Genomic DNA, 26,374 nt, shown 5'->3' on the forward strand with positions numbered 1-26,374 from the left:
GCAGATGACATCGCAGGAAATGCACCGGGAAATCCGCGTCGTCCCGCTCGCCGACGCTCCCGGGGAAAAGGAGTCCTGGGGACGCCCGAGCGCTCTCGTCTACCTGTGGGGCGCCGCCGAGCTGCTCTTCGTGTCGAACCCCTGGCAGGTCAGCTCGCGCCTGCGCGTCGCCGTGCTGCGTGCCTTCGGCGCCGACATCGGCGACGGCGTCGTCTTCCGCCCGCGCACACGGGTCCGCTTCCCATGGAAGCTTCATGTCGAGGCAAACTGCTGGATCGGCGAAGGAGTGTGGATCCACAACCAGGACCACGTCTGGATCGGGCACGACGCCGTGCTCTCGCAGGACACGTTCCTCACCACGGGGAGCCACCGGCACCGCAGCGACATGGGCCTCGTGACGGCCCCTGTGCACGTCGGCCCCGGGGCGTGGGTCACGGCACGGTGCGTCGTCCTCGGCGGGACGCGGCTCGGGCGCTCGGCGCTCGTCACGCCCGGGTCGGTCGTCCGCGGCGACGTGCCCGACGGAGGCGTCTGGGAAGGGCGGACGCTCTCGGACCGGACGCGCTTCTGAGATGCCCGTCCGTCGCCTGCGCGTGCTGCATGTCGCCACGCTCCTCACCCCCGACGGCGCGTACGGGGGTCCCGTCCGCGTCGCGACGAACCAGGTCCGGGCGCTGCGCGCGCGAGGTCACGACGCGCTCCTCGTCGCGGCGGCGACGGGCTTCGACGAGCTCCCGACGACGTGGGACGGCGTGCCCGTCGTGACGTTCCCCGCCGTGCGGGCCGCTCCGGGTACGGGGTTCGCGGGGTTGGCCGCACCCTCGATGGTGCGGTGGATCCGGGCCCACGGAACGCGCGCCGACGTCGCGCACGTCCATCTGGCCCGCGACCTCGTCACCCTGCCCGCGGCGGTCGCCTGGGGTCGGTCGGGCAAGCCCTTCGTCACGCAGACGCACGGCATGGTCATGCCGTCGGCACACCCGCTCGCGGCGCCTCTCGACGCGCTCCTCACACGTCGCGTCGTGGCGCGCGCGTCGAGGAGCTTCGCCCTCACCCCCGTCGAGGAGGCCGGCCTCCGCACGCTGTTCGGCCCGCGGGTCAGCGTCCAGCGGCTCGTCAACGGCGTGCCGGTGCGCGGGCAGGGCGAGCGGCCGTCGCCCGACCACCACCCCGAGGTGCTGTTCCTCGCCCGCCTGCACCCCCGCAAGCGGCCTCTCGCCTTCGTCGACGCCGCCGCCCGTCTCGCGCCGCGGTTCCCCGAGGCCCGGTTCCGGCTCGTCGGTCCGGACGAGGGCGAGGGCCCTGCGGTGCGCGAGCGGATCGCGGCGCTCCCGGCGGACGTCCGCGCGCGAGTCGCCTGGGAGGGGGCGCTGCCGCCCGAGCGGACGACCGACCGGCTCGCGCGCGCGTCGCTCTACGTCCTGCCGTCCGTCGACGAGCCGTTCCCCATGAGCGTCCTCGAGGCGATGTCGTGCGGGGTACCGGTCGTCGTGACGCGCACGTGCGGGCTCGCGGCACCGGTCTCGCGCGCCGGGGCGGGCGAGGTCGTGGGCGAGGACGTCGACGACCTCACGGCCGCGATGGCCCGATTCCTCGGCAGCCCCCGTCGCGCGCAGGACGCGGGCCGCCGAGCGCGTGACCTCGTCCGGACGGACTACTCGATGGACGCCGTCACGGACGCGCTGGAGCACGCCTACGCGCGCTGAGTCCCGGTGCCCTGGAGGCCCCCGCCGCATCGCGCCCCGGTCCCAGCGCGACCGCTGCGGCGACCAGCGCGACCGGCACCCAGAGGTAGCGGTTGTACAGGCTCGGAGCCGTCGCGCTGAACGCGAGCGCCGTGACACCCACCGCATAGACGCGGGCCTGGAGCCCCGTGCGCGGCACGGTCCGCACGGCGCGCACCACCGCCGCCACGAGACATCCCAGCAGCCCTGCCGCGAAGACGATCCCGCCCTGGTAGAGCGCCGCGACCGGCAGGCTGTGCACGCCCAGCGTGTCGACCACGAGCGAGGACCGGGCGTCGAGACCGGCCCCGCTGACCGGGTCCTGCAGGAAGCCGCGCCACCCCAGGACGATGGTGTCCCACCGGGACGCCGACGTGTTGAGCGACGCGTCACCGCCTGAGAGGCCGAGCACCTGCTTGACGCGTTCCGCCGGCCGCAGCGCACCTTGCGTCTCTCCGAGCACCCCGCCCGCGAACCAGAGCGCCGCCCCGGCGACGACGGCAGCGACGGCGACCCGCCCGACAGGGATGCCGCGCAGGAGCAGCAGGGTGGCGCTACCGAGGACGGCCGCCAGCATCCCGCTCACGCTGCCGCTGAGCACGAGACCGACGATGCCCGAGACGGCCACGCCCACGAGCAGGAGCCGCTGGAGCCTTCCCAGGCCGCGCGTCAGCCCGGACAGACCGATGACGACCGCGAGCGACGCGATGGCACCGGTGTCGCTCACGTGGCCGGTGAACCCCGTGTAGCGGCCCGCCGTCGTGACGACCCCTCCGGGGATCGCGCCCGGGCCGAGCGCGAACTGCACGAGCGCGCCCAGGGCGCACAGGGCCGCGCCGACGCCGAACGAGAGCAGGCCGCGCCGCAGCCGTCGCTCGTCGTCGAGGAGGACCGCGAGCTGCCACGGGAGCGCCAGCGCGACGTAGAGCACGCGCACGAGGCTCACGAGGCTCTCTGCCGGCGCGGGTGAGCCCGCGGCCGCGAGACAGCCCCCGACCACCAGCAGCAGCGCAGCGGGCAGCGCCCAGGCGCCGTACGGGTGCGGCGTCGGCGGTCGGCCCACGGCCGCGAGGCACAGCGCGAGGCTCGCCAGGAGGACGACGTCTCCTGCCGTGATGCCGCCGCCCACCCGCAGCACCATGAGCGACACGAGGCCGAGACCGCCGTACAGGAGTGCCCGCGAGAGCGCCAGCACGGGGTCGCGCGACCCTCCACGCCCCTCGGGGACGGCCGCGAGGTCGCGGCGAGGTCTCACCGCCGGGCCCCGGCTCCGGCCCGCAGGGCGGCGGGCGAGGCGTCGCGTCCGTGGCCGTCCGAGCCCTGCCGGCATCTCGATCACCTCAGGATGGTCATGCACTCATCATCACCTGCCCGTCTCCGCGCCTCCGGACGGGCGGCCCGTCGCTCGGCCGGCGGCGCGCCTGCGGCACGCCCCGACTCTGGTGACACGTGGCGGAGGCCTGTTCGCTCCGCCCCGATCCGTGTGCGAGCACGCTCGGACGCCCAGAGAGGAAAGGCGCTCCGCGCGCCAGCTCCGTGTCGGAAAGAAGGCGCGCTCCGCGACGACCAGGATTGCACCGCCTCCTCCCGTCACGCGACCTCCGCGTGATACGTCCGCGCCGCCGCCGGAAGAAAGAAGGCGACATAGCCGACGCCTCCGAAGAAGAACCCCAGCGAGAGGCTCAGAAATGGCCCCCCGGCCAGATATCCGGCGACGAACCCGCACCAGGTCACCGCGACCATGCCGACACGTGCGCGCGTCACGACGGACTGCGCCTTGAAGATCCTCATGACGACGAGGTGCGGTCCCACGAGCCCACCGCAGGCAGCGAAGCAGCCGACCGCCGCGAGCGCGACGACGAGCTCCCCTCGCTCGATGCCGGACGGGTGGACCGCACCTGTCGCGGCGACGAGCACGAGCACGGCACCGAGCGCGGTCGCCCCGCCCGCGGACAGCAGGCCGAGGCGCCGTGCGCGCCGGACGAGCGCGGCGTCGTCGGGCCGGTCCGTCTCGCCGACCGCGTCCGAGAGCAGGTTCAGCGCGACGGCCGCGAAGAGCACGTTCACGGGACCGTAGAGCGTCTGGCTCAGCCGGAAGGCGCCGACGCTCGCGCTCACGGAGAGCGCGCCGAGCACGAGGAGCGGCACCGTCGTGGCGAGCTGGGCGACGAGGAACTCCCACGCCTGGGAGCGCGCCCGCGTCCCGTACACCGAGTACCGCGAGAAGTGGGGCACGCGGCGTGCCGCCAGCGCGAGCGGGACCGCCGCGATCGCGTAGCCCGCGCACCACACCGCGTAGAAGGCGACGAGCGGGTGCGCCGTGCCGACGACGAGGAGGACGGCGGGCACGAGCAGGAGACGGATCCCGTCCGAGAGAGCGACAGCCCTGTTGCGCCCCTGGCCGATGCAGCGGAACCGCAGCCAGTCCTGGACGATCGGCGCGACGCTGAGGACCCCGAGCAGCGTCGCCCCGCCCGCGCCGAGCACGGTCACGGCGAGGTCCACCACCGCGACGAGCACGGCCACCGTCCCCGCGGCGACGGCGACGTAGCGGACCGGGACGACGGCGTGAGGGTCCGTCCTGCGCTCGATGAGCGCGGGCTGGAAGAGCCCGCTCCGCACCAGGCCGGTCCCGACGTTCAGCACGAGGAGGGCCAGGCTGAAGCTCGCGAACTCGCCCGGCTCCATGTGCCAGGCACCCAGGAGGACGACGGCCGCACCCGCCGCGCTGGCCGCGGCCTGCGAGAGGACGAGCGGCCGGGCCAGCGCCGCCGCCGGGACCGCGAGGGACCGCCGCAGAACGTCAGGAGGCGTCATGCGTCGAGCCTCACGACCCGGCTTCCGGCGAGCAGCGCACCCACCCGGGGCGCCAGCGGAGCGCCCCGCCTCCAGTACACGACCCCGATGCCCGCGTTGAGGATGGTCCGGCGCCAGCGCCAGGGCATGACGAGCCGCCCGAGGCGGGCCGCGGCGTCGGATCGGCGGTCCGTGACGCTGAACCGCAGGTGCGTGGCCACGGGGTCCAGTCCGGCTCGGGCCGCCTCGAGCCACGCCCGCTCGTCGGTGACGAGCACGAAGTCGGCTGCGCGGTCGGAGTCCGCGACGGTCCGACCCGGCCCGGCGAGCACGGCCGTCGCCTCCGGTCGCCCGCGCGTCATCGCTCGATCCCCCATCGGCGGCGCCAGGAGTCGACGGCGTCCCGCGGGACGTCGATGCGGACCACCTCGCCCGAGCGCAGGTCCTCCTGGTAGAGCCGTGCCGCGTGGCGCGAGGGCGCTCGCAGGCCGACCGACCGCGCGATCTCCCGCGCGCGGTTGTCGATCGACAGCACGAGCGTGGGCACGCCCCGCTGCATCGCCCGGATGCCGCCGTGGAGCCGGAGCCCCACGTACGCCGTCCCCGGTGCGTCGAGCACCGCGTCGAGGTCCTCGAGGCGCGGACCGAGCATCGTGCCCGTGCCGGCCCGCAGACCGTCGACGTACTCGTGGTCGCCGGGGCCCTGCGGCCAGAAGAGCACCTCGTCGAAGCGTTCGGCGAGCGCCCGCACGAGTCTCCGGTCGGCCAGCGGGTCCTGGCTGTAGTCGGTGAACGTCACCACGACGCGCCGCTCGTCGGACGGGAGCGTCTGCTTCTCCACGCCCCACAGCGTCGGGCAGCTCGTGTGCACCGCGGGCACGCGCGCGCGCCGCAGCCTCGCGAGCGAGTACTCGTCCCGCACGGCCCAGGGCACGTCCCCGGCCAGCGACCGCAGCCACGCCGCCGAGACCGGGTCGATCCCCGCGCGCTGGTACTGCCACCAGCCGACGCCGAGGAAGGTCAGCCGCCCCCGGCACAGGTCGACGTCGTCGACGGGCCAGTGCCACGCGCGGCGGAAGCGCATGTGGTCGGAGAGCAGGTTCGTGCCGCACACGACCACCGACCGGGCGTCGCGCAGGGCCGCGCGATGGGTCGGGGCGAGCCGACCGTGCATCGGCACGAGCTCGACGTCGGTGCCCCGCTCGCGCAGGGGCGCGACGAGCTCCGCGTCGACGGCCTCGGAGATGATCCGGTCGCCGACGTTCGTCGACGCCGCACCCGGGTCCACCACCACGATCATCGGACCGCTCCTTCCTCGAGGCTGCTCAGCCAGTCGCGGTACTCCGCGCCCACCCGCTCCCAGGTGGCGGAGCCCTCCGTCCACTCCCGGGCGCGTCGACCGAGGGCGCGGTTCCCGTCGACCTCGTCGAGCGGCCGCAGCAGACCGGCGGCGCGGGCGAAGTCGGCGACGACGGCTGCCCCCGCGGACCGCAGCGGCTCCGCCGCGTGGATCGTCGACGAGACGACGGTCGGGACCCCGGCGGCGAGCATCTCGAGCAACGTGATGCTGCACGACTCCCAGCGCGAGGGGTGCAGGTAGGCGCGGCAGCCCGTGATGAGCAGCCACTTCTCCTCCCCGCGCGCGTTGCCGCGCAGCTCCACCGATCCGTCGAGGCCGAGCTCGTGGACCAGGCGGGCGGTCCGCGCGCGCCCGCCCCGGAAGTCAGGTCCCGCGAGCACGAGGCGCGGACGCGGCGACGGGAGCTCGGACCAGCGGCGCAGCAGGTTGTCGATCCCCTTGTGGTCGGGGTCGTAGCGGCCCATCCAGAGGAAGTAGTCGCCCGCGCCGACCCAGCGAGGGACCTCCTCGGCCGGCGGCGCGCCGTTGGGCAGCACGAGCGCGGGCGCGGTCCGCCCGCGCGCGACGTCGTCCGCGAGGCGGCGCTCGGACGGGTAGAACACGTGGAGCCAGTCGACGCTCCGCACGACGGACGCCTCCATGGCCCGCCGGGCGCCCGCGACGTCGCGCAGGCGCGTCGTGATGCCGGGCTCGTACACGCCGTGAGGCATGAGCACCACGACAGCGCCGCGCGCCCGGACGCTGCGTGCCGCGACGACGTTGCTCACGACCCAGCCCTCGTGCAGGTAGACGACGTCCCCCGGCCGCACCTCGCGGGCCAGGCCCGTCGGCACCCAGCTCGTGCGTCCGCGCCCGACGTGGGTGACGGTGCGCACGTTCCCCCGCAGGTCCGCCGGTACCTCGCGCGGTGCCGGCACGCCCGCGCACAGCACCACCGCCTCGTACCCCGCGCGGCGCGCCTGGCGCACCCAGTTCTCGACGGAGTCGGTCACGCCGGAAGGGTGGGCCAGGAACCGCGCGTAGTAGTGGACGACCCTCATGCCGCCTCCTTCACGACCTCGTGCACCGACCGCACGATCCGTTCGGCGGCCGCCTCCGTCGACGGCACGTCGATCGAGCTCCCCGCCGGACGGTCCGTCGCGGCGAGACGCAGCCACGCGGCGGCGAGCTCGGACGGCGTGCCGGGCACGGTGAAGAGGTCGGAACCCTCGGTGAGGTACTCGATCTCCGGAGCGTGTCGGCCTGCGTCGCTGGTCAGGAGGGGCAGCCCGAGCGCGAGGGCGTCGACCGCGACGAGCCCGACCCGCCCGGGGTTCAGGAGCAGTCGCGACACCGCGGCGGCACGCGCGGTCCCCCGCGCGTCGACCTGCCCCAGCATCGCGACGCGACCCGTCTCGGCGGCCAGGCCCTCGAAGACCGGCCGGGCGGGTCCGTCGCCCGCGACGAGGAGCCAGGCGCACGGGTCGCGACGGAGCACCTCGCGCGCGGTACCGACGACGAGGTCCGGCAGCTTGTGCTCGTTGAGCGCCCCCAGCAGGAGCGCGGCGCGGGCGTCCCGCGGCAGCCCGACGGCGTCGCGGTAGGCGGCCAGGTCACCCTCGCCGAGGGCGGCACGCTCTCGCCGCAGCGTGCGCGTGTCGGTGCTGTTGCCGAACGACGTGACGCGGTCCGCCGGGATCCGTGCGGTCGCCAGGACGTGACGACGCCCTGCCTCGGTGTACGTCAGGACGTGCCGCGCGCGGCGGTTCAGCCAGGCCTCCCAGCGCCCTGCGACGGTCACCTCGTCCGCGGTGTAGGAGGCGCCGTGGCCCCACGTCACGAACGGTCTCCCCCGCAGCGCCGCCACCAGCGCGTCGAGGTTGCCCGCCTGCATCTCCGTGACGAGCACCGCGTCGCGCCACTCCCGCGGGACCGCGCGACGGACCAGGTGCCGTCCCCCTGGCCCCACGCGCACCACGCGTACCGGCACCTCGGTGGCCCAGGGCGCCTCGACCATGTCGCCTCGACCGCGCCGGCGCCGCATCTGCTCGGGGTCGCCCCCGTAGAAGACGTGCGCGTCGATCCCGTGCTCGCCGAGCGCCTCCACGACCAGGCCGAACAGACGCTCCCGGTAGGCCGGGACGTAGGGCTGGGTGATCGCGACCCTCGGCCTAGTACGCACCGTCACGCCCCACCACCGCTCGCAGCGTCCGCAGCAGGATGAGGAGGTCCCCGGTCACGGTCCAGTTCTCGACGTAGTAGAGGTCGAGCCGCACGCTCTCCTCGAGGGTGAGGTTGTTGCGGCCGGAGACCTGCCACAGTCCCGTCAGGCCGGGCTTGACGAGCAGCCGCCGGCCGATCTCGTCGTCGTACTGGTCGACCTCGAGCGCGACCTGCGGGCGCGGCCCGACGAGGCTCATGGAGCCGCCGAGCACGTTGAGGAGCTGCGGGAGCTCGTCGATCGAGTAGCGACGGATGAACGCACCCACGCGGGTCACCCGCGGATCCTGCCGGGGCTTGTAGAACACGCCCACGTTGCCCGCGCCGAGGACGTCCTCGAGCCGTGACTCCGCGTCGACGACCATCGAGCGGAACTTGAGGACCGTGAACGGCTCGCCACGCAGCCCCACGCGCTCCTGCGCGAACAGGACCGGACCGCGGCTCGTCAGGCGCACCGCGAGCGCCGTCACGAGGAGCGGGACCGAGAAGAGGACGAGCAGCCCGAGCGCGCCGACCACGTCGAACGCGCGCTTCAGCACGTGCTGCGGGCCCGAGTACCCGGGCGCCTCGACGTGCAGGAGCGGTAGCCCGGCGACGGGCCTGGTCCGGATGCGCGGACCCGCGACGTCGGTCAGCGCGGGCGCGAGGACGAGGTCGGCCCCCCAGGGCTCGAGGTCCCACGCGAGCCGCTTGACGGTCCGGGGCGTCACGAGGTCGGACCCGGTGACCATCACGGTGTCGGCCCGCAGCGGCTCGACGAGGCGGGCGGTGTCCCCCACCTCGCCGACGACCGGGACGCCCGCCACCGTCTCGTGCGGCTCGACGGCACCCCCGGGCACGCACGCACCCACGACCTGGTAGCCGCTGTCCGCCGCCTCGCGCAGCCGCCCGACGAGGTGGGCGGCTCCGTCGCGCCCGCCGACGACGATCGTCCGGGAACGGCAACGGCCACGCCGCCGCAGGCGGACCAGCCGTCGCCGGACGGCCCAGCGGCCCACCAGGAGCAGGACGAGCCCGACGGGCAGTGCGATCGCGACGTATCCCCGGGCCAGGTCGTACCGGACGAGGTAGGCGGCGATCGCGACCACGCCGAACACGGCGACCGTCGTGTTGACGACGCGTGCGTACTCGGGCGCACCCGAACCCAGGCTGCGGCTGTCGCGCGAGAACGCCGCCCGCAGCGCGCACCACCAGACCGTGAGCAGCGCGACCGAGATGGCGCCGTACTGGAGGTCCAGCACGGTCCCGTCGATCCCGTCGAACCGGACGAGGTACGCCGTCGCGACCGCGGCGCCCACGGCCAGCGCGTCGACGGCGGCGACGCGCCGCGCGAGCCGCGTCTTCCAGCCCGGCCGCCGGTAGGCGCCGAGCGCGATGCGGACGAGCTGACCGGTGTCGAACGACGGCGCGTCGGCCTGCCGTCCCCTGCCGCCGACGTCGACGGCGTCGATCTCCTGATCCTTCTCCAACGTCATGGTGCCCCCTGCGACGTCCGTGGTGGCGGTCGCCCGCGGACGACGGCGCGGCTCCAAGGGCCGCGCGCGCCGCCGTCGGGCGGCCTGCCGGGTCTCACCGTCGCGGACCGGACGTCATCGTCGCGGCGACGGTCGGTCGCGTGGCGACCGGTGGGCGAAGGTCCCGCCCGAGGGCGGGCAGCCCTCAGCCCTTGGTCCCCGCGGACCGGCGCCGGTTGCGCGCGACCAGGACGACCGCCGCGCCGCCCGCGACGAGCAGCGCCGCACCACCGAGCAGCATCACGTCGTCGGACCCGGTCTCGGCGAGCCCGCCCGAGCTCCCGTCACCGGCGCCGTCGGCCGAGTCGGCCCCCGAGCCCGCGCTGTCGGAGGCGGGGACGGCGACGATCTGCTGGCTGGAGAGCACCGTGCCGTTCGCGTCGGTCGCGACGAGCGAGTACGTCCCCGGCTCGGAGAGCGTCACCGAGAACGACGCGAAGCCGTCAGTGGTGTTCTTGGTCAGCGCCTTGGTCCCGGCGATCGAGATGGCACCGTCCGGGACGTCGGGCGACGAGATCGTCAGCGTGATCGTCGGGTTGCCCGCCGGGCCGCCGACCGTCACGGTGAACGTCTCGCCGACGACGGGCGTGGTCGTGGAGACGCCGACCTCGTACTCGTCCGCCTCGTAGGCGGTCGCCACGGCCGGTGCCGCGGCGAGCGCCGCGGCGAGGAGCAGCGTGGTCGCTGCGCGTCGAAGCTTCATGTCAAGGCCCCCTGCGTTCGTGGACTCGTGCGGGGGCGGTGCGGACGGCGTCGTCGACCCCGTCCTTCGCACGTGCCCCCGCCGTGCTCCCTCAGGAGAACACACCTGCGCCGCACCCGATAGCCGGGAGCGCGGTCGTCTCGTCCCTGGCACCAGGAGTTTTCCTCACGGAAACACTCCCGCGCTGGTTCTTGCCGCTCACGACCTCGTACTCGTACGTCACCGACTCCCCCGGCGCGAGCGCGACGGACCGCGCTCCGACGACGAGCCCGTCGTGCACCTGGGCGAAGAGCCCGTGCCCCGCGTCCCCCGAGGACGCGCCACGGATCCCGCCGCCCTCCGGCGCGTAGACGAGCAGGTTGGTCCGGATCGTGCCGTCACCTCCCACGCCGAGCACGTACTCGGGCAGCCGTGCCGCCTCGACCTCGGTGAGCGTGGAGGCGAGCGTGACCCGCAGGGTGAAGGCCTGCGAGCCGTCGGGCCGGCAGGTCGCGTCACCGAGGGCCACGCTCGAGTCGAGGTAGTAGCCGCTCTTGGACGCGGTCGTCGCGTTGAGGTAGACGCCGACGACGGGCGACGAGGGGCCGCCCGCCGGGCCGGCGCGACGGCCCACGAGCTCGCCGGAGAGGACCGTCCCGGCGAGGAGCTCCTGCTCCGCGGCCTGCGCGGACCACACGAGCAGTCGACCGTCCTGCGCCGATCCGGCCAGCGCCGCGACGAGGGGCGCCGCGTCGGCGGACCCCTCGGTCAGCCTGCCGAGCACCTGCCGGGCGACCAGCGCGAGCACCGCGTCCTGCTCCGCGGGGTCTGCGTGGTCGACGTAGACGCCGTTGAGCAGGTAGCCCGCCGCGTCGTCCGCCGTGAGCCGGAGCGTCGCGCCGTCCGGCGTCGCGACCTCGACCGGCCCGACCGCGCCGAGCACGCTCGCGAGGGCGACGGGGTCGACCGCGACGACCCCGTCGACCTCCTGGCCGGTCTCTCGCAGCCAGGCCTCGCGCGCCACGCGTGCAGCGCGCGGGAAGTCGGGGGTCGACGTCACGTTGAGCATGTACCTGCCGAGGTCGTCGCCGAACAGCGCGGCCTCGGGGCCGCTCAGGTCGACCACGCTCTCCGGGAACGGACCGAGCGCGCTGCCCGGGCGGACGTCGACGAGCTCGACCGCTCCCGAGTCGGCCCGCAGATGGAGCACCGACCCGGCGATCCCGCCGGTCGCGCGCGGCTCGGCGTTGTTCTGGACCAGCACGAGGTAGTCGCGCGCGCCCGCGGCGCCGAGCATCGGCGGGACGAGCTGGACCGCACGCGCGGCCGTGGCCGTCTGGGACGCGACGCCGCCGAGCTGCTCGCGCAGGTCGTCCACCGCGGACGCCAGGGGCTCGACCAGCGTCGACGTGTCGATCGCCGCGACGGTCTCGAACGACGCGGTCACGGCCCGGTCGGCCGCGACGACGTCGTCTCGCGCGCCGCTGAGCGGCTCCAAGTCGACCGTTCCTCCCGACGGCGCGAGGGCCGACGGTGACGCGACGGCGACCGCGTCGGCGAGGCGGGGCAGGGCGTCCTGGGCGACCCGCTCCACCGCGCCGGTGACCTCGCCGAGGGTGCGTGCGTCGTCCCCGACGAACGGCAGCGCGTGGGCGACCGTCCACTGCGGTCCGTGCGTCGCGGACGCCGCGACGCCCGCGGCGCGTCGGACGTCCTCGATCGCTGCACCGGCGTCCTGACCCGTTCGCACCTGCTCCTGGAGCTCGGGCAGGGTCGCGGCCACCTCCTCGAGCGCGGCGCGCGCCCGCAGGACGTCCGTGACCAGCCAGGCGGACCACGCCAGCACCGCGACGAGAACGACACCGGTGGCCACGGCGAGGCGTCTGCGCAGGCGTCGCGACGTTCCTCGTCGGCGCGGCGTCCGCGCCCCGGGACCATCGTGGCCCGGCCCGCTTCGTTCGGGCGGCGCGACCAGCGTCGCTCCCCCTGACCAGCGTGGACCCCATCCGTCGTGCACCATGCCGCCCCCTGCGACTCGCCCCCGGTGCGACGGCTCCGGTGCGGGCCGCCGCTCGCGCTACATTACCCAGACCCACGGTCGCAAGGAGGTTGGAGCGTGCTGTCGGTCCTCGTCGTCTGCACCGGGAACATCTGTCGTTCGCCCGCGGCAGAGCTCGTGCTGGGCTCGGCGCTGGACGACTCGGTCGTCGTCTCGAGCGCCGGGACGGGTGCCGTGGTGGGTGCGCCCGTCGCACCGGGCATGGCCCGCCTCCTGGCGGAGCGCGGTCTCGACGGGTCGGGCTTCGTCGCCCGCCCGCTCACCGAGGACCTGGTGACGTCTGCGGACGTCGTCCTCGCGATGACGCGAGGGCATCGTGCCGCGGTCCTCGAGCTCGCGCCCTCGGCGCTCCGGCGGTCGTTCCTCTTCACCGAGCTCGTGCCGATCGCGGAGCGGCTCGGACCTGGCGCGGCCCGGTCCGAGGACGCCGTGCGGCTCGCCGAGGTCGTCGCTGCCGCACCGCGCGCCCGCGCGAGCCTCGACCTGGACCGCGACGCGCCGGACGTCGAGGACCCCTACGGGCGGGCGGACGACGTCTTCCGCAGGGTGCTCGACCGCATCGAGGTCGACGCCGAGCGGCTCGTCGCCGCCCTGCGGCGGTGACCGGTCCGCCTCCCTGCCCCCTGCACAAGGAGGAGGACCGGCTGCCGTCACGGTCGCTCGAGCACCGCGCCGACGATCACCACGACCGCTCCCCAGAGCGCGAGGCCCCCGCCGCACCCGATGGCGAGACCCTCGGCACCCGTCGTCCCGCGCCGGCGAGCACGCTGCACGGGGACGATCGCGGTCGCTGCACCGAGGACGACCAGCACCCAGCCGAGCGTCACCCAGAACATGCGAGCAGCGTGCCCGGCAGTCCGACCGCTCGCAGACTGGACATCTGTCCAGATGTGTCCGTTCCGCCCCGTACCGGCTCTTTGCCCTGAACCCGCGGGTGATTTGTCGCGAACCTTCACCCGGTGCCGACCGATGGCATCGCTCACATGGCGAGACGACGACGCCTCTCAGCCGCCGGGAGCGCCACCCGGGTCCTGCGCCTTTCGCTCGGAGACCGCCCGCGCGGCGGGCCCGATCCGGTAGCGACGGTCGGCGCCCTGCACGAGCCACCGGTGCGCGACCAGCGTCTGCGCGATCCGGAACGCCCCAGGGCGACTCACGCCGAGACACGACGCCAGCTCGGCCAGGCGTATCGCCCCCGAGGCGGCGACCAGCTCGACGGTGCGCACCGTGCGTGACACGGACGCCAGGACGTACGACCCCCTGCTCGACATGCTCGGAACCCTATGAGCGTTCGCGGTCGCTCGCATCGGGCGCGCGGCGGATGCAGGCCCGACAGGCGGCAGCCCCGACCTCACCCCAGCCCCGCCAGCCGGTACAGCACGAGGCTTCCCGCGACGGCGACGTTGAGGCTCGCCCCCCAGCCCGCCATGGGGATCTCGACGCACTCGTCGACGTCGGCCAGGATCTCGTCGGGCACGCCGCGGTGCTCGTGCCCGAGCAGCAGCACCGTCGGCTCCCGGGCGGGGCCGAGCCGCGGCAGCGGCGTCGCACCCTCGGCGAGCTCGACGGCGACGAGCCGCTTCCCGGCGGCACGCTCGGCGTCGAGCCACGCCTCCTTCGATGGCGCGACCCAGTGGAGGCAGGGCCGGCGTCCCTTGAGGGTGTCGCCGACGGCGAGCGCCCTCCGGTAGTGCGGGGTGCTCGGCACGGCGAGGCACGCCCCCACGGCGTCGCACGTGCGCAGGAGGGTGCCGAGGTTGGCGTCGTACGCGACCCACAACGGGGCGACGACCAGGTGTCCCCAGCAACCGTGCCGGGACGACCGACGGGCGCGACGCAGCTCGCGCGGCGTGGACTTGGCGCCGCTCATCGGCGCGGCGCGGGATCTCCCCAGGTGACGTGGTTCATCGTGAGGCGCCTTTCAGCGGCGGCGCCGGGCCATCGTCGGACGACGACGGTGCGTCGTCGTGCGGGTCGCAGGCTATCGCGTCGGCACGGCAAGCAGCCGGCACGACGCACGGTCCGGGAACGACGAAGCCCGGAACCATGCGGTTCCGGGCCTCGCTCTCGGTGGGCGATACTGGGTTCGAACCAGTGACCTCTTCGGTGTGAACGAAGCGCGCTACCACTGCGCCAATCGCCCGAGTGCGAGGTCGATACTAGCCTGAAACGGACCGGATCGAAAAACCGGCCCCGATCAGGGGTCGAGGCGCTCGCGACGCCGCCGCTCGAAGAGCTCGCGCGCGGCGAGCGACAGCTCCCCGGCTGCCACGTCCACGCCGTCGAGCCAGGTCACGGGCTGGACGTTGCGGACCGAGCCGGTGAGGAGCAGGGCGGCCTCCCCCGCGGTCACCTCGTCGAGCACCGCGAACGGCAGCTCTCCGGGGCGGGCCTCGCGCACCGGCAGCCCGTCGTCCGCGGCCCACTCCAGCAGCAGCTCGCGCGTGATCCCGGCGAGGCAGCCGGACGCCAGGAGCGGGGTGACGAGCTCGCCCCCGCGCTCGACGAAGACGTTCGCCCCGGTGCCCTCGCACAGGTCGCCCGCCGTGTTCGCCAGGAGCGCCTCGTCGCCACCCTTCGCGACGGCGTCGGCGAGCGCGACCACGTTCTCGGCGTACGACGTCGTCTTCAGCCCCGCGACGGCCGACCGCTCGTTGCGCGTCCACGGCGAGCGCACGGCTCGCCCGGTGGGGCTGATGGTCGCTGGCCCCGCGGCGACGACGACCGTCTGCGCGCCGGGAGTGCGGCCGGACCCGAGCGGGCCGACGCCGGCGGTCACGGTGATGCGCAGGCGCCCGACGTCGCCCGCCCCTGCCCGCGTCCGGGCGTCCGCCTCCGCGAGCACGGCCGTGACGCCGTCGAGCACGCGCTGCTCGTCCGGCGCGTCGAGCCCGAGGCCGGCGGCCGACCGCGCGAGCCGGCGCAGGTGCCGGGTGAGCGCGAACGCCCGCCCGTCGAACACGGCGCACGTCTCGAACACGCCGTCCCCGACCGTCAGGCCGTGGTCCACGGCGCTCAGCACCTCCTCGCCCGGACGGACCAGACGCCCGTCGGCCCAGATCACGAGGTTCTCGGACGGACGGTCGGACGTCGGCGTCGTGGCCGCGGGTGTGATCATGGCTCCAGTGTGCCGGAGGCGAGGCCGACGAGGCGTCGCGCCTTGAGCTCGGTCTCCTCCCACTCGCGGGCCGGGTCGCTCCCCCACGTGATCCCGGCTCCCGTGCCGAACCGGAGCACGCCGTCGGCCCACCAGAAGGTCCGGATCCCGACGGCGAGCACCGCCTCGTCGCCGTCGACCCAGCCGATCGCCCCGCAGTAGGGACCGCGCGGCACGGGTTCGAGCGCGTCGATGATCCGGAGGGCGGACGACTTCGGGGCGCCGGACACGGACGCGGGCGGGAACGTCGCGTCGAGCAGCGCCGGCCACAGCGCCCCCGTACCGCGCAGCCCGGGTCGCAGGCGGCCGGTGACCGTGCTCACGAGGTGCACGAGGCCGGGGTGCGGCTCGACCGCGAGCAGGTCGGTGACCTCGACCGTCCCCGGGTCGCACACGCGCTGGAGGTCGTTGCGCACGAGGTCGGTGATCATGACGTTCTCGGCGCGATCCTTGGCGGTGAGCCCGTCCGGGGTCGGCGCGGTGCCCTTGATCGGGCCGGACGTGACGGTCTCGCCCGCGACGCGGAGGTAGAGCTCGGGGGACGCGGTCACGACCCACACCGGGTCGACACCGGAGCTCGCGGGGACGTGCAGGACGCCCGCATACGGCGCCGGGTTCCCGCGGGCGAGACGGCGCCCGAGGGCCGCGGCGTCCGGCTCGCCGCCGTCCGGGGCCACGAGCGGGGCGGACAGCACGCGGCAGACGTTGGCCTGGTAGACCTCGCCCTCGCGGACCTCGTCGCGCACGCGCGCGACCGCGGACTCGTACGCCGCCCGGTCCATCGAGCTCGTCCAGCACGACGGCTCGGGTCCGCGCCACGCGTCCCCGTCCTCCTGGGCGAGCTCGGCCGGGTCGACGCGCTCGGCGAACCGCCACGCGCGCGCCCGACCGCCGCGAGCGGGTGCGTCGAAGTCCGCCACGACGAACCAGGGCCCGTCGTCGGCGAGCCGCTCCGGGTCGCGCCACAGGTCGACGACCTCCACCACCCCGGTGGCGGCGCGGTCCGCGAAGCGCGCGAGCCCCGGCCTCGACGACGTTCTCCCAGGTCCTGGCACGGGACCACGCTACCGACCCCGTGCGCACCGCCCCGTGGGGGTCCCGGGCGCGCAGGACGAGCACGGGACCGCGCCAGTTGGACTCCGGGCGCGAACGTGGACTAATGTCTGGGACGCGCCGGAACGCCGGAGGGCGACGGGAAGCGATTCCTCGACACCCTTCCAGGGTCCGGCCGCGCGGATGTGGCTCAGTTGGTAGAGCATCACCTTGCCAAGGTGAGGGTCGCGGGTTCGAGTCCCGTCATCCGCTCGGAGGCCCACTCTCCGTCCGCTCTCGCAGCGGCGGAGGGCAGGTCGCGGTGGAGTGGCCGAGAGGCGAGGCAGCGGCCTGCAAAGCCGTATACGTGGGTTCGAATCCCATCTCCACCTCGCAACAGCACCACCCCTATGGGCGATTGGCGCAGCGGTAGCGCGCTTCCCTGACACGGAAGAGGTCACTGGTTCGATCCCAGTATCGCCCACGAGCACCTGCGAGAGGCCGCCCCGGCACCGTCCGGAGCGGCCTCTCGCGTGCCGACCATCACCCGGACCGGATGCACGGTCCGGGCGGGAAGTCGGCTAGTATGTGCTTCGCGCCGGATCACAACAGGCTCTCAGAGAGCCCGACGGACCGGCCGCGCGGATGTGGCTCAGTTGGTAGAGCATCACCTTGCCAAGGTGAGGGTCGCGGGTTCGAGTCCCGTCATCCGCTCGGAGGCCCACTCTCTGGCCTGCTCCTCCGGGAGCGTGAGAGAGGACGCGTCTCAAGGTGGAGTGGCCGAGAGGCGAGGCAGCGGCCTGCAAAGCCGTATACGTGGGTTCGAATCCCATCTCCACCTCGCATGCAGTGCAGCATCACCCCGGGCGATTGGCGCAGCGGTAGCGCGCTTCCCTGACACGGAAGAGGTCACTGGTTCGATCCCAGTATCGCCCACCAGCATGAAGGCCGTCCCGGTTCCCCGGGGCGGCCTTCGTCGTCCACTACCCTCGGCCCATGCCCGACCTGCGCCCCGCCCACGACGTGCTGCCCCTCGGCCGGGCCCCGCGTCCCACCACCGCCCCCGAGCTCCTCGCCCGCCTGCGCCCCGTCCTGCTCGACCTGCTCGGGCCGACCGCCCAGGGTGTCGAGCGGGCCCGGATCGATGCCGATCTCGACGGCGCCGACGTCGCGCGGCTCGACGTCGACCTGACCGGGGTGCACGTGCGCGTCGGCAGCGCTACCCAGGGCGCCCCGACGGACGCGCCCTCGGCCGGTCCGGCGACCTCCGACGTCGAGGACGTGCGCTCGCGCGAGGACGCGGTCCTGCGCCGGCTGCGCGTGGACGCGCACCCGCTCGTGGTCGAGGACGTGCCGGTGGACGTCGTCGCCGAGGCCGAGGGTCTGCGGTTCCGCTGGGTCGAGGACACCGCCGGCGGTCTCGGGGTCGAGGGCGTCGAGCCCGACGACGCCGCGCCCCTCACCGGCCACGTCCGGGTCGCGGCGCCGCGCGACGCCGTCGTCGAGACCGCCCGGCGCCTCGTCGCGACGGAGCTCCAGAACCTCGGCCTCACGCTCGCGTCGCTCGACGTCGAGCTCGAGTCGGCGGGACCGCGCAGCGTCACGCTCCGCGGCTTCGCCCGGGTCCGCAAGGGCATCCTCTCTGCGAGCGTCCGCGCGACGGCGACCGCCGCGGTCGACGCGCAGATGGTGCTGACCGTCCGGGACCTCGAGCTGTCGAGCCGCAACCCCGTCGTCGCGGCGCTGCTCGTCGCGGCGCGCGGCGAGCTCGCGAAGGCCGAGGGGCACCAGGTCGACCTCGTGTCCGACCTGCCCCCGGGCGTCCGCCTCGCGGACGTCCGCGTCGACGTCGGCGAGACGCTCGCCGTCTCGGCACGCTTCGCCTGACGAGGCCGTACCGCCCTTGTGGTGCCCCTCACTCGCACGTAGCGTCGAGGGCATGTGCCGGAACATCACGACCCTGCGCGGCCTCGAGCCCCCCGCCACGGACGAGGAGATCGAGGCGGCCGCACGCCAGTTCGTCCGGAAGGTGACCGGGATCCAGCGCACGAGCGCCGCGACCGAGGAACCGTTCGAGCGGGCGGTCGACGAGGTCACGGCCATCGTCGCGCGGCTGCTCGACGAGCTGCCGGAGCGCCGCAACCCGCCGACGACCGTCCCGCCGCTCCGGCGCGAGGAGGTCCGGGCCCGCATCGCCGCGCGCGAGGCCGCCGAGCGCGAGCACGAGCGGGCGCACGCCCTGGGGATCGCCCACACCCACTGAGACGGCCCGCGGTGCCACCGGTCGGAGCCTGCGCCGCGTGCGCGGAACCCCGGCGACGCCGTCTACGCTCGGGTCCTGTGAGTGCCGCAACCGCCCCGACCCCGCCGCCGGGGGCCACGCGCCCCGAACCCGTCAGCGCGAGCATGCGTCGCGCGAAGGCCGACGCTCGTTCCGCGCACGTGACGATCGGGCAGGTCCGTGAGGACGGGACGGGTCGGGTGACGATCGACTGCTCGTGCGGCATGTCGCTGACGAACGGCCCCGACTGGACCGTCGACGAGCACATCCGCCTCCATCGCGCGGAGGCGCGCTACCTCGCTCTCAGCGCGGTCGCTCCGGCGGGGATGCCCCGCCTCATCCCGGTCGACGCCGACCGGCTGCCGCGCGTGGACTGATGCTCAGAGCTCGTCGGGGTCGTCCCAGGACGTGCCCGACGACGCGCCGTCGATCGGCCGGCGCTCGTTCTCCGACAGCGACTGCGGGGCCTTGGTCGCGTCCCCACCGGTCAGCACGTCACCGACGGCCTCCCCCTCCTCCTCGCGGCGGGGGGACAGTCGTGCGGAGGCGACGTCGGACTCGTTGAGATCGTCGCGGTGGTCTGCGTGGGTGCTCATGGCACGGGTCTACCAGGTCCGACGCTGCCATGCACGACCGTCCGCGGCGCGCCGCGGTCGGGGCTCGGAGCGGTGAGACGACCGCGCGCCGCACCGTCGCGATGACGCGCGCTTGGCACACTATTCTTACCAAGGTGTCCGTCGTCACTCGGGGCACGGTGCGCTCTGCGACGACAGCGACCGGGGGTGCGTGGAATCCTCAAGGGCATGCAGACCTGGCCCGGCCACCCCTACCCGCTGGGTGCCACCTACGACGGGACGGGGACGAACTTCGCCCTGTTCTCCGAGGTCGCGGAGCGCGTGGAGCTCTGCCTCCTCGGCGACGACGGCACCGAGACGCGCGTCGACCTCGAGGAGGTGGACGCGCACGTCTGGCACGTCTACCTCCCCGGGAAGGGGCCCGGCACGCGCTACGGCTACCGGGTGCACGGGCCCTACGACCCGGCGAACGGCCACCGCTGCAACCCGGCCAAGCTGCTCCTGGACCCCTACGCGAAGGCGATCGAGGGCCGCGTGGACGGCGACGAGTCCCTGTTCTCCTACCGCTTCGCCGACGGCGGCGACGCGGCGCCGGCGGACGAGGCCCCCGAGGACGAGGACGCCGAGGACGCGCCCGCTCCCCCGCTCAACGACGACGACTCGGCCGGGCACACGATGGTCTCGGTCGTCATCAACCCCTACTTCGACTGGGGCCACGACCGCCCGCCGAACCGCGACTACCACGACAGCGTGATCTACGAGGCGCACGTCAAGGGCATGACGATGCGCCACCCCGACGTGCCGGACGAGCTGCGCGGCACGTACGCCGGGATGGCGCACCCGGCGGTGATCGAGCACCTCGTGACGCTCGGCGTCACGGCGGTCGAGCTCATGCCCGTGCACCAGTTCGTCAACGACCCCACGCTCGTCGAGAAGGGGCTGTCGAACTACTGGGGCTACAACACCGTCGGGTTCTTCGCGCCCCACAACGGCTACGCAGCGTACGGGACGCGCGGGCAGCAGGTCATGGAGTTCAAGACCATGGTCAAGGCGCTGCACGAGGCCGGCATCGAGGTCATCCTCGACGTCGTCTACAACCACACCGCTGAGGGCAACCACCTCGGCCCGACGCTGAGCTTCCGCGGGATCGACAACAAGGCGTACTACCGGCTGGTCGACGGCGACGAGGCGCACTACTTCGACACGACCGGCACGGGCAACTCGCTGCTCATGCGCTCGCCGCACGTGCTCCAGCTCATCATGGACTCCCTGCGCTACTGGGTGACGGAGATGCACGTCGACGGGTTCCGCTTCGACCTCGCGGCGACCCTGGCGCGGCAGTTCCACGAGGTCGACCGCCTCTCGGCGTTCTTCGACATCGTGCAGCAGGACCCCGTGATCTCCCAGGTGAAGCTCATCGCCGAGCCGTGGGACCTCGGCGACGGCGGCTACCAGGTGGGCGGCTTCCCGCCGCTGTGGACCGAGTGGAACGGGCAGTACCGGGACACCGTGCGCGACTTCTGGCGCGGCGAGCCCTCGACGCTGCCCGAGCTCGCGAGCCGGCTCACCGGCTCCTCGGACCTCTACGAGCACAGCGGCCGCAAGCCGATCGCGTCGATCAACTTCGTCACCGCGCACGACGGCTTCACGCTGAACGACCTCGTCTCCTACGACGAGAAGCACAACGAGGCCAACGGCGAGGACAACCACGACGGCGAGAGCCACAACCGGTCGTGGAACTGCGGCGTCGAGGGGCCGACGGACGACCCGTCCGTCCGTGCCCTGCGCGCGCGCCAGCGCCGTAACTTCCTCGCCACGCTGCTGCTCTCCCAGGGCGTGCCGATGCTCGCGCACGGCGACGAGATCGCGCGGACGCAGGGCGGCAACAACAACGGCTACTGCCAGGACAACGAGATCACCTGGATGGACTGGGGTGGCGAGGAAGGCCTCGACGACGAGCGGGCCGCGCTCCTCGACTTCGCCCGGCGCGCCGTGTGGCTGCGCCGTGACCACCCCGTGCTGCACCGGCGGCGCTTCTTCCTGGGCCGCGGCGGCGCCGGGACGGCCGACGACGACCTCCCTGACATCGAGTGGCTCGACATCACCGGCTCGCGCATGGACCAGCAGGACTGGGACCACGCGTACGCGCGCACCGTCATGGTGTTCCTCAACGGCGACGCGATCCCCGAGCAGGACCGGCGCGGCGAGCCGATCGTCGACGACTCGTTCCTCCTGCTGCTCAACGCCCACTCGGACGCTCTCGAGTTCACCGTGCCGCCCGCGGCGTACGGCGAGGAGTGGGACGTCGTGCTGGACACGGACGGCACGGTGGACGTCGGCGACACGCTGCGCCCGGGCGACGCGGTCTCCGTGACGGGCCGCAGCGTCATCGTCCTGACCCGCCCGCCGCTGCGATGACGGCCACCACCCGCGACGCCGACGAGACCGGCGTGCACGGCGTGCCGCCCCGCGTCCCGGTCTCGACCTACCGGCTCCAGCTCGGCCCCGACCTCACGTTCGACGACGCCGCGCGACACGTGCCCTACCTCACGTCGCTCGGGATCACGCACCTCTACCTCTCCCCCGTGCTCCAGGCCGCCCCCGGCTCGACGCACGGCTACGACGTCGTCGACCACACGCGCGTCAGCGACGAGCTCGGCGGCCGCCAAGGGCTCGAGCGCCTGGCCGCGAGCGCCCGCGCGGCGGGGCTGGGCATCGTGCTCGACGTCGTGCCGAACCACATGGCCGTCCCGACGCCGGCCTGGCACAACCGTGCGCTGTGGTCGGTGCTGGAGGACGGTGCCGACTCGCCCTACGCCCGGTGGTTCGACGTCGACTGGTCGGCAGGCGAGGGCGCGGTGCTCATGCCGGTCCTCGGCGCACGTCTGGGCGACGTGCTCGCGGCGGGCGAGATCGTGCTCGACGAGATCGAGGTCCCCGGGTCACCGGGTTCCCGGCGCGTGCTGCGGTACTACGACCACGTCTTTCCCGTGCGGGCGGGCACGGAGGACCTGCCGCTCACCGAGCTGGTGGAGCGCCAGCACTACCGCCTCGCGTACTGGCGCGTGGGCGACGAGGAGCTCAACTACCGGCGGTTCTTCGACGTCGGCTCGCTGGTCGCCGTCCGGGTCGAGGACGAGGAGGTGTTCGACGCGACGCACGCGCTCGTGCTCGGCCTCGTCGCCGACGGGACGGTGGACGGGCTGCGCATCGACCACCCGGACGGCCTCGCGGACCCGGCGCAGTACCTCCAGCGCCTCGCGGACCGCACGGACGGCGCCTGGGTCGTCGTGGAGAAGATCCTCGCGGGCGAGGAGCAGGTGCCCCCGGACTGGGCCACGGTCGGGACCACGGGGTACGACGTCGCGTGGCGGCTCCAGCAGCTCTTCGTGGACCCGGGCGGCCGGTCGGGTCTCGACGCGGTGATGACGCGGCTCACGGGCGCCGCGCCGGGCGGGCTGGGCGCGCTCGTCGAGGAGGCGAAGCGCGAGGTCGTCGCGGGGCCGCTGTACGCGGAGGTGCACCGGCTGACCGACCTGGCGGCCGCCGTCTGCCACGACGACCCGCGGCTGCGCGACCACACGTGGCGCGGCCTGCACCAGTGCCTGCGCGAGCTGCTGGTCGCGTTCGACCGGTACCGGGCCTACGTCGTGCCGGGCACGCCGCCGCGGCACGAGGCGGTCCGGGCGGTCGAGGAGGCGGCGACGCACGCCCGGGCCCGGCTCGACCCGCAGCGTGCGGAGACGCTCGAGGTCGTGGTCGACCTCGTGCTGGGCCGGGAGGTCGGGAGCGCGGGACGGCGCCGGGAGGCGCGGCGCGACGAGCTCGTGGTGCGCTTCCAGCAGGTGTGCGGGGCCGTGACGGCGAAGGGCGTCGAGGACACCGCGTTCTACCGCTGGACGGAGCTCGTGAGCCTGTGCGAGGTCGGGGGCGAGCCGGACCGCTTCAGCCTCGGCGTGCACGACTGGCACGCGTTCGCACAGCGGTTCGCGGCCCTCACCCCGCACGCCCTCACGGCCGGCTCGACGCACGACACCAAGCGCGGCGAGGACACGCGCGCGGCGCTCGGGGTGCTCTCCGAGGACGCGACGGGGTGGTCGCGCCTCGTCGACGAGGTCCGCGCCGCGACGGCCCCGTACCGCGGCGTCCTCGTGGACGGGCTCGCCGAGAACCTGCTGTGGCAGACCGTCGCGGGGACCTGGCTCCCGGACGCCGCCGGGGCCGACCCGGCCGACGGCGCGTCTGACGGCCCGGCCGGCGCGGCGATCGCGCCCGAACGCCTCGTCGACTACCTGCGCAAGGCGCTGCGCGAGGCCAAGGTCGCGACGTCCTGGACGAGCCCCGACGAGGCCTACGAGGAGGCCGTCGCGGACCTCGCGCGGCGTGCGCTCGCCGACCCGGCCGTGACCGGTGCCTTCGCCCGGTGGTCCCGGGAGCACCGCGAGGAGCTGCGCGCCGCGAGCCTCGGGATCACGCTCGTCCGGCTCACGGCTCCCGGCGTCGCGGACGTCTACCAGGGGGCGGAGTCCTACGCGCCGACCCTCGTGGACCCCGACAACCGCCGCCCGGTGGACGTCGCGGCGCTGACCGAGCGGCTCGCACGGCTCGACGGCGGCGCGCCCGCGCGCACCCTCGCGGACGAGAAGCTGCTCGTCACGGCGCGCGCACTGCGGCTGCGCCGCGCCCTCGCCGACGCGTTCGTGGGCGAGGGCGCCGGGTACGCCCCCGTCGCGTCGTCGACGCCGTGCGTGCTCGCGTTCGCCCGCACCACGCCGGGCGGCCCCGGCACGGAGGCCGGCACCGACACAGGCACAGGGACGGGCCGGGATGCCGACCCGGTCGCGCGCGTCGTGACGGTCGCGACGCGGCTCGCCGGGACGGTCGACCGGCTCGGTGGGTGGCGGGACCACGTCGTCACGCTCCCGGCGGGGACGGGCGCGTGGGTCGACGTGCTCACGGGACGCGCGCACCCGGCGGGCACCGTCCCGGTCGCGGACCTGCTCGCCGACCTGCCTGTCGCCCTCCTCGTCGACGCGGGCACCGCGGCGGACGCGGCCGCGCGCGCCGTCGCGGCCGGGGGTGCGGCATGACGACGCCGGACCCGCCGCCGGCCGCCCCGCGCGTCCCGGCGCCCCGCGCCACCCCGCTCCTCTCGGTGCCTGGTCCTCGCCCCGTCGTGTGGGCACCGACCGCTCGCGGGGTCGAGCTGCTCCTGCCCGAGCCCGGCACCGGGACGTTCGAGGGCGCGGAGCGCCTCCCCCTGCGCCTCGTCGGCGCGCACGTGCCCGGCTGGTGGGGCTACGACCACGAGCTGCCGTGGGGCACGGACTACGGGTACGCCGTCGACGGCGGCCCCGGACGACCCGACCCGCGCAGCCCGTGGCAGCCGTACGGCGTGCACGGGCCGAGCCGCACGTTCGACGCGGCGTTCGCGTGGACCGACGACGCCTGGCCGGGCCGAGACGTGCGTGGCGAGGTCCTCTACGAGCTGCACGTAGGGACGTTCACGCCGCACGGCACGCTCGACGCAGCGATCGACCGGCTCGACCACCTGGTCGACCTGGGCGTCGGCGCGGTCGAGCTCTTGCCGGTCGCGGCGTTCGGCGGCGAGCGCGGCTGGGGCTACGACGGCGTGCACCTGTACGCGGTGCACGAGCCGTACGGCGGTCCGCGCGCGCTCCAGCGGTTCGTGGACGCCGCGCACGCGCGCGGGCTCGCGGTCGTGCTCGACGTCGTCTACAACCACCTTGGGCCATCAGGGAACTACCCGCCGGAGTTCGGCCCGTACTTCACCGACGCGCACGAGACCCCCTGGGGCGCGGCGGTCAACCTCGACCGGCCGGGCAGCCGCGAGGTGCGCGAGTGGGTGATCGACAACGCCGAGCGATGGTTCGCCGAGTTCCACGTCGACGCGCTGCGCCTCGACGCGGTGCACGCGCTCGTCGACGACTCCCCGACCCACCTGCTGGCCGAGCTCGCCCGGCGGGTCGAGCGCGTCGAGCAGGCGCTCGGCCGGCCGCTCACCCTGGTCGCCGAGTCGGACGAGAACGACCCCGCCACGGTCACGGGGGTCGAGCAGGGCGGGCGCGGCATGCGCGCCCAGTGGGCCGACGACGTCCACCACGCCGTGCACGCGCTCCTCACGGGCGAGCGGCAGGGCTACTACGTCGACTTCGGCTCGGTCGCGGTGCTGCGCAAGGCGCTCACGGGCGCGTTCGTGCACGACGGCACCTACTCCACGTTCCGCGGCCGCACGTGGGGCCACCCCGTCCCGGCGGGGACCGACGGGCACGTGTTCGTCGTCAGCTCCCAGAACCACGACCAGGTCGGCAACCGCGCGTCCGGGGACCGGACGTCGGCCACCCTCGACGGCGGCGGGCTCGCCGCGGCCGCCGCGCTCGTGCTCGTCTCCCCCTTCACCCCGTTGCTCTTCATGGGCGAGGAGTGGGGCGCGTCGACGCCGTGGCAGTTCTTCACCGACCACGCCGAGCCCGAGCTCGCCGAGGCCGTCCGGCGCGGACGGGCCGCGGAGTTCACCGACCACGGATGGGGCGACGGCGCGCCCGTCCCCGACCCGCAGGCCCCGGAGACCCGCGACGCGAGCGTGCTCGACTGGGACGAGCGCGACCGGGGCGAGCACGCGCGGCTGCTCGCCTGGTACCGCGCGCTGGTCGCGCTGCGGTCGCGGCCCGACGTGCGCTCGGGCGACCTCTCTCGCGTGCGCGTCCACGGCCCTGGGGGCGTGGACGACGACGGCTCGGACGAGGAGCGGGCGACGGGGACGGCGCCGCACGGCGGGCCGGCGTTCGTCGTGGACCGCGGCACGGTCGCGGTCGCGGTGAACCTCGGCGACGCGCCCCGGCGGCTCCGGCTCGCGCTCGGCGGCACTCCGCGCGTGCTCGCCGCGTGGGACCCGGCGACGAGCGTTCACCGGCACGGGGTCGACCTCCCCGCGCGTTCGGTCGCCGTCCTGGCGTGGGTGTGACTACGCTCAC

At 74.6% G+C, this 26,374-nt stretch carries 24 protein-coding genes and 7 tRNA genes; 15 read left to right on the forward strand and 16 right to left on the reverse strand.

From position 1 onward, the window contains the following. Positions 1–4: 4 nt before the first annotated feature. Positions 5–571 carry an acetyltransferase gene (locus ACFVN3_RS10150; RefSeq protein ID WP_378232691.1) on the forward strand — a complete coding sequence of 189 codons (567 nt, stop codon included), beginning with the start codon at positions 5–7 and terminating at the stop codon, positions 569–571. A 1-nt stretch (position 572) separates the two neighbouring features. After that, positions 573–1,706, forward strand: a complete 1,134-nt coding sequence (locus tag ACFVN3_RS10155; RefSeq protein ID WP_378232692.1) for a glycosyltransferase — start codon at positions 573–575, stop codon at positions 1,704–1,706. Here the strand turns inward: ACFVN3_RS10155 and ACFVN3_RS10160 are convergent. The 9 genes from ACFVN3_RS10160 to ACFVN3_RS10200 form a co-directional block, all read right to left on the reverse strand. After that, positions 1,672–2,979, reverse strand: a complete 1,308-nt coding sequence (locus ACFVN3_RS10160) for an O-antigen ligase family protein (RefSeq protein WP_378232693.1) — start codon at positions 2,977–2,979, stop codon at positions 1,672–1,674. The genes ACFVN3_RS10155 and ACFVN3_RS10160 overlap by 35 nt on opposite strands. 335 nt (positions 2,980–3,314) lie before the next feature. Continuing rightward, a complete protein-coding gene (locus tag ACFVN3_RS10165) occupies positions 3,315–4,541 on the reverse strand; it encodes a hypothetical protein (protein WP_378232694.1) in 1,227 nt (408 codons plus the stop codon). Then, complete coding sequence (locus ACFVN3_RS10170; protein ID WP_378232695.1) at positions 4,538–4,882, reverse strand: hypothetical protein; 345 nt, start codon at positions 4,880–4,882, stop codon at positions 4,538–4,540. The genes ACFVN3_RS10165 and ACFVN3_RS10170 overlap by 4 nt, the downstream gene beginning before the upstream one ends. After that, a complete protein-coding gene (locus ACFVN3_RS10175; RefSeq protein ID WP_378232696.1) occupies positions 4,879–5,820 on the reverse strand; it encodes a polysaccharide pyruvyl transferase family protein in 942 nt (313 codons plus the stop codon). The genes ACFVN3_RS10170 and ACFVN3_RS10175 overlap by 4 nt, the downstream gene beginning before the upstream one ends. Continuing rightward, positions 5,817–6,920 carry a glycosyltransferase family 4 protein gene (locus tag ACFVN3_RS10180; protein WP_378232697.1) on the reverse strand — a complete coding sequence of 368 codons (1,104 nt, stop codon included), beginning with the start codon at positions 6,918–6,920 and terminating at the stop codon, positions 5,817–5,819. The genes ACFVN3_RS10175 and ACFVN3_RS10180 overlap by 4 nt, the downstream gene beginning before the upstream one ends. Continuing rightward, entirely contained in the window at positions 6,917–8,047 is a 1,131-nt protein-coding gene (locus ACFVN3_RS10185; protein WP_378232698.1) for a glycosyltransferase, read from the reverse strand. Before ACFVN3_RS10185 ends, ACFVN3_RS10180 begins: the two co-directional genes overlap by 4 nt. Beyond that, positions 8,031–9,554, reverse strand: coding sequence for a sugar transferase (locus ACFVN3_RS10190; RefSeq protein ID WP_378232699.1), 1,524 nt, complete (start codon positions 9,552–9,554; stop codon positions 8,031–8,033). Before ACFVN3_RS10190 ends, ACFVN3_RS10185 begins: the two co-directional genes overlap by 17 nt. 184 nt (positions 9,555–9,738) lie before the next feature. Continuing rightward, entirely contained in the window at positions 9,739–10,296 is a 558-nt protein-coding gene (locus tag ACFVN3_RS10195; RefSeq protein WP_378232700.1) for a peptidase, read from the reverse strand. Positions 10,297–10,387: 91 nt separating this feature from the next. Continuing rightward, complete coding sequence (locus ACFVN3_RS10200) at positions 10,388–12,148, reverse strand: DUF4012 domain-containing protein (protein WP_378232701.1); 1,761 nt, start codon at positions 12,146–12,148, stop codon at positions 10,388–10,390. Positions 12,149–12,391: 243 nt separating this feature from the next. Here ACFVN3_RS10200 and ACFVN3_RS10205 point away from each other — a divergent pair, with 243 nt between their 5' ends. Further along, the gene (locus tag ACFVN3_RS10205) at positions 12,392–12,937 is read left to right on the forward strand and encodes a low molecular weight phosphatase family protein (RefSeq protein ID WP_378232702.1); all 546 of its coding nucleotides are present in this window, start codon (positions 12,392–12,394) and stop codon (positions 12,935–12,937) included. 47 nt (positions 12,938–12,984) lie between these two features. Here ACFVN3_RS10205 and ACFVN3_RS10210 read toward each other — a convergent pair whose 3' ends face one another. The 6 genes from ACFVN3_RS10210 to ACFVN3_RS10235 form a co-directional block, all read right to left on the reverse strand. Continuing rightward, positions 12,985–13,170, reverse strand: a complete 186-nt coding sequence (locus ACFVN3_RS10210; RefSeq protein WP_378232704.1) for a hypothetical protein — start codon at positions 13,168–13,170, stop codon at positions 12,985–12,987. Between the two features lie 168 nt (positions 13,171–13,338). Continuing rightward, positions 13,339–13,605, reverse strand: a complete 267-nt coding sequence (locus ACFVN3_RS10215; RefSeq protein WP_378232706.1) for a helix-turn-helix domain-containing protein — start codon at positions 13,603–13,605, stop codon at positions 13,339–13,341. 80 nt (positions 13,606–13,685) lie between these two features. Further along, the gene (locus tag ACFVN3_RS10220; RefSeq protein ID WP_378232707.1) at positions 13,686–14,204 is read right to left on the reverse strand and encodes a TrmH family RNA methyltransferase; all 519 of its coding nucleotides are present in this window, start codon (positions 14,202–14,204) and stop codon (positions 13,686–13,688) included. A 201-nt stretch (positions 14,205–14,405) separates the two neighbouring features. Continuing rightward, a tRNA-Val gene (locus tag ACFVN3_RS10225) sits at positions 14,406–14,477 on the reverse strand. 54 nt (positions 14,478–14,531) lie between these two features. Then, positions 14,532–15,452, reverse strand: coding sequence for an aminotransferase class IV (locus tag ACFVN3_RS10230; protein WP_378232708.1), 921 nt, complete (start codon positions 15,450–15,452; stop codon positions 14,532–14,534). Further along, entirely contained in the window at positions 15,449–16,546 is a 1,098-nt protein-coding gene (locus tag ACFVN3_RS10235; RefSeq protein ID WP_378232710.1) for a chorismate-binding protein, read from the reverse strand. The genes ACFVN3_RS10230 and ACFVN3_RS10235 overlap by 4 nt, the downstream gene beginning before the upstream one ends. Before the next feature lie 177 nt (positions 16,547–16,723). Here ACFVN3_RS10235 and ACFVN3_RS10240 point away from each other — a divergent pair. The 9 genes from ACFVN3_RS10240 (at position 16,724) to ACFVN3_RS10280 (ending at position 19,181) form a co-directional block, all read left to right on the forward strand. Further along, a tRNA-Gly gene (locus ACFVN3_RS10240) sits at positions 16,724–16,796 on the forward strand. A gap of 48 nt (positions 16,797–16,844) precedes the next feature. Next, positions 16,845–16,915, forward strand: a tRNA-Cys gene (locus ACFVN3_RS10245). Between the two features lie 20 nt (positions 16,916–16,935). Continuing rightward, positions 16,936–17,007: transfer RNA gene (locus tag ACFVN3_RS10250), tRNA-Val, on the forward strand. A 157-nt stretch (positions 17,008–17,164) separates the two neighbouring features. Beyond that, positions 17,165–17,237 (forward strand) — tRNA-Gly (locus tag ACFVN3_RS10255). A 56-nt stretch (positions 17,238–17,293) separates the two neighbouring features. Further along, positions 17,294–17,364, forward strand: a tRNA-Cys gene (locus ACFVN3_RS10260). 23 nt (positions 17,365–17,387) lie between these two features. After that, a tRNA-Val gene (locus ACFVN3_RS10265) sits at positions 17,388–17,462 on the forward strand. A gap of 57 nt (positions 17,463–17,519) precedes the next feature. Continuing rightward, complete coding sequence (locus tag ACFVN3_RS10270) at positions 17,520–18,410, forward strand: hypothetical protein (RefSeq protein ID WP_378232711.1); 891 nt, start codon at positions 17,520–17,522, stop codon at positions 18,408–18,410. A gap of 52 nt (positions 18,411–18,462) precedes the next feature. Then, on the forward strand, positions 18,463–18,786 hold the full coding sequence (locus ACFVN3_RS10275; protein WP_034653086.1) for a DUF2277 domain-containing protein: 324 nt from the start codon (positions 18,463–18,465) through the stop codon (positions 18,784–18,786). 77 nt (positions 18,787–18,863) lie between these two features. Continuing rightward, positions 18,864–19,181 carry a hypothetical protein gene (locus ACFVN3_RS10280; protein WP_378232712.1) on the forward strand — a complete coding sequence of 106 codons (318 nt, stop codon included), beginning with the start codon at positions 18,864–18,866 and terminating at the stop codon, positions 19,179–19,181. A gap of 3 nt (positions 19,182–19,184) precedes the next feature. On the opposite strand, the gene ACFVN3_RS10285 is transcribed toward ACFVN3_RS10280, so the two are convergent. Then, the gene (locus ACFVN3_RS10285; RefSeq protein ID WP_087471935.1) at positions 19,185–19,400 is read right to left on the reverse strand and encodes a hypothetical protein; all 216 of its coding nucleotides are present in this window, start codon (positions 19,398–19,400) and stop codon (positions 19,185–19,187) included. 207 nt (positions 19,401–19,607) lie between these two features. Between ACFVN3_RS10285 and glgX the strand changes: the two genes are divergently transcribed. The 3 genes from glgX to treZ are packed head-to-tail and all read left to right on the forward strand — an operon-like array spanning position 19,608 to position 26,364. Next, positions 19,608–21,797: a glycogen debranching protein GlgX gene (gene glgX / locus ACFVN3_RS10290; protein WP_378232713.1), complete on the forward strand. Its 2,190-nt coding sequence runs from the start codon at positions 19,608–19,610 to the stop codon at positions 21,795–21,797. Continuing rightward, on the forward strand, positions 21,794–24,469 hold the full coding sequence (gene treY / locus ACFVN3_RS10295) for a malto-oligosyltrehalose synthase (RefSeq protein WP_378232714.1): 2,676 nt from the start codon (positions 21,794–21,796) through the stop codon (positions 24,467–24,469). Before glgX ends, treY begins: the two co-directional genes overlap by 4 nt. Further along, positions 24,466–26,364, forward strand: coding sequence for a malto-oligosyltrehalose trehalohydrolase (treZ, locus tag ACFVN3_RS10300; protein WP_378232715.1), 1,899 nt, complete (start codon positions 24,466–24,468; stop codon positions 26,362–26,364). Before treY ends, treZ begins: the two co-directional genes overlap by 4 nt. The last annotated feature ends 10 nt before the right edge of the window (positions 26,365–26,374 follow it).

Source organism: Cellulosimicrobium sp. NPDC057862 (genome assembly GCF_042797035.1).
GTDB lineage: Bacteria > Actinomycetota > Actinomycetes > Actinomycetales > Cellulomonadaceae > Cellulosimicrobium.

Bases quoted from the DNA above. Each gene is read 5' to 3' on its own strand.
- ACFVN3_RS10150 (WP_378232691.1), top strand. From the start codon at position 5: ATGACATCGCAGGAAATGCACCGGGAAATCCGCGTCGTCCCGCTCGCC.
- ACFVN3_RS10155 (WP_378232692.1), top strand. From the start codon at position 573: ATGCCCGTCCGTCGCCTGCGCGTGCTGCATGTCGCCACGCTCCTCACC.
- ACFVN3_RS10165 (WP_378232694.1), bottom strand. From the start codon at position 4,541: ATGACGCCTCCTGACGTTCTGCGGCGGTCCCTCGCGGTCCCGGCGGCG.
- ACFVN3_RS10170 (WP_378232695.1), bottom strand. From the start codon at position 4,882: ATGACGCGCGGGCGACCGGAGGCGACGGCCGTGCTCGCCGGGCCGGGT.
- ACFVN3_RS10175 (WP_378232696.1), bottom strand. From the start codon at position 5,820: ATGATCGTGGTGGTGGACCCGGGTGCGGCGTCGACGAACGTCGGCGAC.
- ACFVN3_RS10180 (WP_378232697.1), bottom strand. From the start codon at position 6,920: ATGAGGGTCGTCCACTACTACGCGCGGTTCCTGGCCCACCCTTCCGGC.
- ACFVN3_RS10190 (WP_378232699.1), bottom strand. From the start codon at position 9,554: ATGACGTTGGAGAAGGATCAGGAGATCGACGCCGTCGACGTCGGCGGC.
- ACFVN3_RS10195 (WP_378232700.1), bottom strand. From the start codon at position 10,296: ATGAAGCTTCGACGCGCAGCGACCACGCTGCTCCTCGCCGCGGCGCTC.
- ACFVN3_RS10210 (WP_378232704.1), bottom strand. From the start codon at position 13,170: ATGTTCTGGGTGACGCTCGGCTGGGTGCTGGTCGTCCTCGGTGCAGCG.
- ACFVN3_RS10215 (WP_378232706.1), bottom strand. From the start codon at position 13,605: ATGTCGAGCAGGGGGTCGTACGTCCTGGCGTCCGTGTCACGCACGGTG.
- ACFVN3_RS10220 (WP_378232707.1), bottom strand. From the start codon at position 14,204: ATGAGCGGCGCCAAGTCCACGCCGCGCGAGCTGCGTCGCGCCCGTCGG.
- ACFVN3_RS10230 (WP_378232708.1), bottom strand. From the start codon at position 15,452: ATGATCACACCCGCGGCCACGACGCCGACGTCCGACCGTCCGTCCGAG.
- ACFVN3_RS10270 (WP_378232711.1), top strand. From the start codon at position 17,520: ATGCCCGACCTGCGCCCCGCCCACGACGTGCTGCCCCTCGGCCGGGCC.
- ACFVN3_RS10275 (WP_034653086.1), top strand. From the start codon at position 18,463: ATGTGCCGGAACATCACGACCCTGCGCGGCCTCGAGCCCCCCGCCACG.
- ACFVN3_RS10285 (WP_087471935.1), bottom strand. From the start codon at position 19,400: ATGAGCACCCACGCAGACCACCGCGACGATCTCAACGAGTCCGACGTC.
- glgX (WP_378232713.1), top strand. From the start codon at position 19,608: ATGCAGACCTGGCCCGGCCACCCCTACCCGCTGGGTGCCACCTACGAC.
- treY (WP_378232714.1), top strand. From the start codon at position 21,794: ATGACGGCCACCACCCGCGACGCCGACGAGACCGGCGTGCACGGCGTG.
- treZ (WP_378232715.1), top strand. From the start codon at position 24,466: ATGACGACGCCGGACCCGCCGCCGGCCGCCCCGCGCGTCCCGGCGCCC.